The organism is Kocuria sp. SM24M-10 (assembly GCF_001027955.1).
In the GTDB taxonomy this organism is placed as follows: Bacteria; Actinomycetota; Actinomycetes; order Actinomycetales; family Micrococcaceae; genus Kocuria; species Kocuria oceani.
The window spans coordinates 1-4321 of sequence record NZ_LDNX01000105.1; the positions used below are offsets into that span (position 1 = coordinate 1).

At 74.2% G+C, this 4321-nt stretch carries 5 protein-coding genes and 1 pseudogene; 1 reads left to right on the plus strand and 5 read right to left on the minus strand.

Annotation, left to right across the window (positions count from 1 at the left end):
* Positions 1 to 286, plus strand: a 286-nt coding sequence (locus tag ABL57_RS12045; RefSeq protein ID WP_152683389.1) for a helix-turn-helix domain-containing protein, incomplete at its 5' end; no start/stop codon positions are given.
* A gap of 7 nt (positions 287 to 293) precedes the next feature.
* Here the strand turns inward: ABL57_RS12045 and ABL57_RS12050 are convergent.
* The 5 genes and pseudogenes from ABL57_RS12050 to ABL57_RS22350 form a co-directional block, all read right to left on the minus strand.
* Complete coding sequence (locus ABL57_RS12050; protein WP_047803723.1) at positions 294 to 656, minus strand: Rieske 2Fe-2S domain-containing protein; 363 nt, start codon at positions 654 to 656, stop codon at positions 294 to 296.
* On the minus strand, positions 653 to 1621 hold the full coding sequence (locus tag ABL57_RS12055; protein ID WP_053004936.1) for a hypothetical protein: 969 nt from the start codon (positions 1619 to 1621) through the stop codon (positions 653 to 655). Before ABL57_RS12055 ends, ABL57_RS12050 begins: the two co-directional genes overlap by 4 nt.
* A 5-nt stretch (positions 1622 to 1626) precedes the next feature.
* Positions 1627 to 2913: an aspartate kinase gene (locus tag ABL57_RS12060; RefSeq protein WP_047803725.1), complete on the minus strand. Its 1287-nt coding sequence runs from the start codon at positions 2911 to 2913 to the stop codon at positions 1627 to 1629.
* A gap of 96 nt (positions 2914 to 3009) precedes the next feature.
* Complete coding sequence (recR, locus tag ABL57_RS12065) at positions 3010 to 3606, minus strand: recombination mediator RecR (RefSeq protein ID WP_047803726.1); 597 nt, start codon at positions 3604 to 3606, stop codon at positions 3010 to 3012.
* A gap of 103 nt (positions 3607 to 3709) precedes the next feature.
* Positions 3710 to 4321 (minus strand): annotated as a pseudogene (locus ABL57_RS22350) (hypothetical protein); the annotation flags it as partial.

Genomic DNA, 4321 nt, shown 5'->3' on the forward strand with positions numbered 1-4321 from the left:
CCGCGGCAGCCACCGCCGGATCCGCCGCTCGGACATCCAGACCTGGCTCGCCCGCCACGGCGACGACGCCGCCGACGCCGCCGACGCCGCGGCCGAGCTGCTGACCACGTCCCAGGCGGCGGCGCTGGCCGGGATCTCCCACACCCACCTGCGCAACCTCACCAGCGAGGGGGTGATCCCGGTGCAGTACCGCGGCAGCCACCGCCGGATCCGCCGCTCCGACGTCCAGACCTGGCTCGCGGGGCGGCAGCGCGACGACGCCGGGGGCGCGCCCGCGGCGGACTGACCCCGGTTCAGCCGAAGCGGGCCACGACCCACCCGTCGACCACGTCGACCGCGGCGGCGGTCAGGTCCTTGGCCGGGTCCGCCGGCGCGCGCCGGCCGGCCGCGAGCGCCAGGCGCGAGCCCAGGAACCGGCCGTCGGAGGCGAACACCCAGTAGTGATTGGGGCACTCGAAGCTCTCGGCGCGCCCGGCGGCCTCGCGGCACACGACGGCCTGCTGGTGGGTGCAGGCGTTGCGCAGCACGTGCAGGGCGCCCTCCGCGTCGCGGGCGACGATCACCGGCCCGCCGCGGGCGGCGGCGGTCACGAAGTCGAGCGGGCCCGGGAGGGCGGAGGCCTCCACGATCCGCTCCCACGGTCCGTCGGAGCTCACGCGGCGGCCCCGCCGGTGGCGTGCTCCGGGTCGAGCAGGTCGACGGCCTCGGCCAGCCGGCGGCGCAGCGGCTCGGCCCGCCGGGCGAAGTCCCGCTGCCGGCGCACGTACTCGGCCTTGCCCTCCGGCGTCTCGATCCGCACGGGTGCGTAGCCCCAGCCGGAGAGGTCGTAGGGGGCGGCCCGCATGTCGGTCTCCCGCACGTCGCGGGCCAGCTCGAAGCAGTCCATGAGCAGCTCGGAGGGGATCGCGGGCACGAGCTTGTACGCCCACTTGTAGAGGTCCATGGTGGCGTGCAGGCAGCCCGGCTGCTCCAGCCGGCGCTGGGACTCCCGGGTCGGCTGCAGCTCGTTGAGCGGCACCGCCTGCGGCTGGAAGAACCGGAACGCGTCGAAGTGGGTGCAGCGGATGCGGGAGGACTCGACGACGGCGTCCGTGCCCTCGGCGCCCAGGCGCAGCTCGAGGTACTCGTGCCGGAGCGCGTTGTCCTCCGAGCGGTAGGCCATCGCCCACTCGTGCAGCCCGAAGCAGCCGAAGAAGCCGGGGTTGCGCGCGTGCGCGCCGAGGACCGCGCGGGCGAAGTCCACCGCGGCGCCCCGCCGCTCCCGGAAGGCGGCGGCATCGACCGTCACGGCCCCGCTGGAGGCGTCGAGCCCGAGCACCGACAGCTCGGGGCCGGTGAGCGGGCGGTAGAACTTCTCCGCCGAGCGCCCGGCCGCGTCCAGCAGGACCGTGCCCGTCCCGGGGTGCCAGCGCTTGAGCTGCGCCGGCTTGAGCGTGTAGTAGGTGAACAGGAAGTCCTCGACCGGGTGCTTGGCCCCGCGGTGCCGGCGGGCCACGAACGGGTCCGCGTGGGCGGCCGCGCGCCGCTCGTGGGCGTGCGCGCGCGGCTCCCAGTCCGCCCGGGACAGGACGGCGACGGGGCGGGTCGCAGGACCCGCCCCGTCGCCGGTGGAGTGCGGCAGCCCGGTCAGCGGCCCGTCCCCGCGTACACCGTGGCCTCGTCCTCGGAGTCGAGGTCGAAGGCGCTGTGCACCACGCGCACGGCCTCGTCGAGGCGGTCGGCGGACGTGACCACCGAGATCCGCACCTCGGAGGTGGAGATCATGTCGATGTTGATGTTCGCCGCGGCGAGCGCCTCGAAGAACGTGAACGTCACGCCCGGGTTGGACTTCATGCCGGCGCCCACCAGGGAGAGCTTGCCGACCTCGTCGTCGTACTCCAGGCCCGCGTAGCCGATCTTCTCCTCGGCGGCGCGCAGCAGGCTCATGGCCAGCTCGCCCTGGGACTCGTCCACCGTGAACGAGAGGTCCGTCAGGGGGTCGTCACCGGTGGAGATGTTCTGGACGATCATGTCCACGTTGACCTTCGCCTCGGCGAGGAGCCGGAAGATGCGGGCGGCGATGCCGGGCCGGTCCGGGACGCCGACGACGGTGACCTTCGCCTGGGTCCGGTCGTGGGCGATGCCGGAGATGAGCGGCTGTTCCAAGGGGATCTCCTTCGGGGAGGTGGCGGCGTCTTCGGGGTCCGGGATCACCCAGGTGCCCTCGTTGTGGCTGAAGGACGAACGGACGTGCAGCTTCACGCCGAAGCGGCGGGCGTACTCGACGCAGCGCAGGTGCAGGATCTTCGCGCCGTTGGCGGCGAGCTCGAGCATCTCCTCGCTGCTGACCACGTCCAGCTTGCGCGCCTTGGGCGCGATGCGGGGGTCGGCGGTGAAGACGCCGTCGACGTCGGAGTAGATCTCGCACACGTCGGCGTCCAGGGCGGCGGCCAGCGCCACGGCCGTGGTGTCCGAGCCGCCGCGGCCGAGCGTGGTGATGTCCTTGGTCTTGCGGTGCACGCCCTGGAACCCGGCGATGATCGCGATGTTGCCCTCGTCCAAGGACTCGCGCACGCGCTGGGGGCTGACCTCCACGAGCAGGGCGGCCCCGTGCGCGCCGTCGGTGACCATGCCCGCCTGCGACCCGGTGAAGGACTGGGCGGGAGCGCCCATCCCGGACACCGCCATGGCCAGCAGCGCCATGGAGATGCGCTCCCCGGCGGTGAGCAGCATGTCGAGCTCACGGGCCGGGGGCTTGCGGGTGACCTCCCGGGCGAGGTCCAGGAGGTCGTCCGTGGTGTCGCCCATCGCGGAGACCACCACGACGACGTCGTGGCCCCGGTTGCGCGTCTCGACGATCCGCCGTGCAACGCGGCGGATGCCGTCGGCGTCCGCGACGGAGGATCCACCGAACTTCTGCACGATCAGGCTCATGGGTACAACTCCTGTGGTCGAGGTCGGCCTGCGGTCAGCACCGGGCCGTGCGCCCGCTCCCCACGGCAGGCCACCAGGACATCCTACGCGAGTCGCTCAGGCCACGACCGTGCGGCCCTCGAAGGCCCGCCCCAGGGTGACCTCGTCGGCGTACTCGAGGTCACCGCCCACGGGCAGCCCGGAGGCGAGACGGGTCACGCGCACCCCGAGGGTCTTGAGCATCCGGGAGAGGTACGTGGCGGTGGCCTCGCCCTCCAGGTTCGGGTCGGTGGCGAGCACGACCTCCTGCACGGTGTCGTCGGAGAGCCGGGTCATGAGCTCCCGGATCCGCAGCTGGTCCGGGCCGATGCCCTGGATGGGGCTGATGGCCCCGCCGAGCACGTGGTACCGGCCGCGGAAGCTGCGCGTGCGCTCGATGGCCATGACGTCCTTGGACTCCTCGACCACGCAGATGACGCTGCCGTCCCGGCGGGCGTCGCGGCAGATGGCGCACTCGTCCAGCTCGGAGACGTTGCCGCAGATCCGGCAGAACTTCACCTTGTCCTTGACCGCCGTCATGGCGTCGGCCAGCCGGCGCACATCGTCCTTGTCTGCGTCGAGGAGGTGGAACGCGATCCGCTGCGCGGACTTCGGCCCGACGCCGGGCAGCCGGCCCAGCTCGTCGATCAGATCCTGAACAGCGCCTTCGTACACGTTCTCCTCGATTTCCGGGCCGGTCCGCGGCCCTCCTGCTCGTTCCGGGCCACGGCGTTCCCCGGCGCCCGTGCGGGGCGGTCAGCGGTCCGGCCGCCGGGCCTCACTCCCCGGTGTGGAGGTCCCGCTCCTCGATCAGCATGCCGCCGAGGATGCGCTCGATCGCCGCACGGCCGTAGAGGGTGGAGTCCTCGAGCGCCTCGTCGTCCGAACTGGGGACGAAGGAATCGTCCCATTCTACGCCGCCGTCCCGCTCCGCCGCCGCCGCGCTCGGGTCCGGGGCCCGGCGCCCGGCGGCGATCGCCGCGGCGTGGCGCTCCCGGAAGCTCAGCCGTTCCCGCCTACCGGCCTCCGCGGCGCCGTCGCGCGGAGCGGCGGGCGGGGCGGCGTCCGCGGGTGTGCTGCGCAGAGCGGCCTGCCGGGCCCGGGGCGCGGCACCGGCCGCGGCGGGGCTGTCCCGCACCGCGGCGTCCTGGGACGGAGCCGGCCGTTCGGTGCGGTGCTGCTGCGCGGGCCGCCACTGCTCCGGGGGCGCCTCGTCGAGGTCCTCCGGGTACGGGGGCTCGTCCGGGTACGGGGCCTCGTCGAGGTGGGGCGGTTCCTCCGGCGGCGGGACGTCGTCGAACGGCGCGTGGTCCCGGCCCCGAGGCGCGCCGCCACCGGCCGGGCGCCCGCCGGACCCACCGGCCGGACGGCTGCGGCCGGCTCCGTCGCC

What these genes read in the sequence shown, in the direction of transcription:
- ABL57_RS12060 (WP_047803725.1), bottom strand. Translation starts at nt 2,913, where the DNA reads ATGAGCCTGATCGTGCAGAAGTTCGGTGGATCCTCCGTCGCGGACGCC.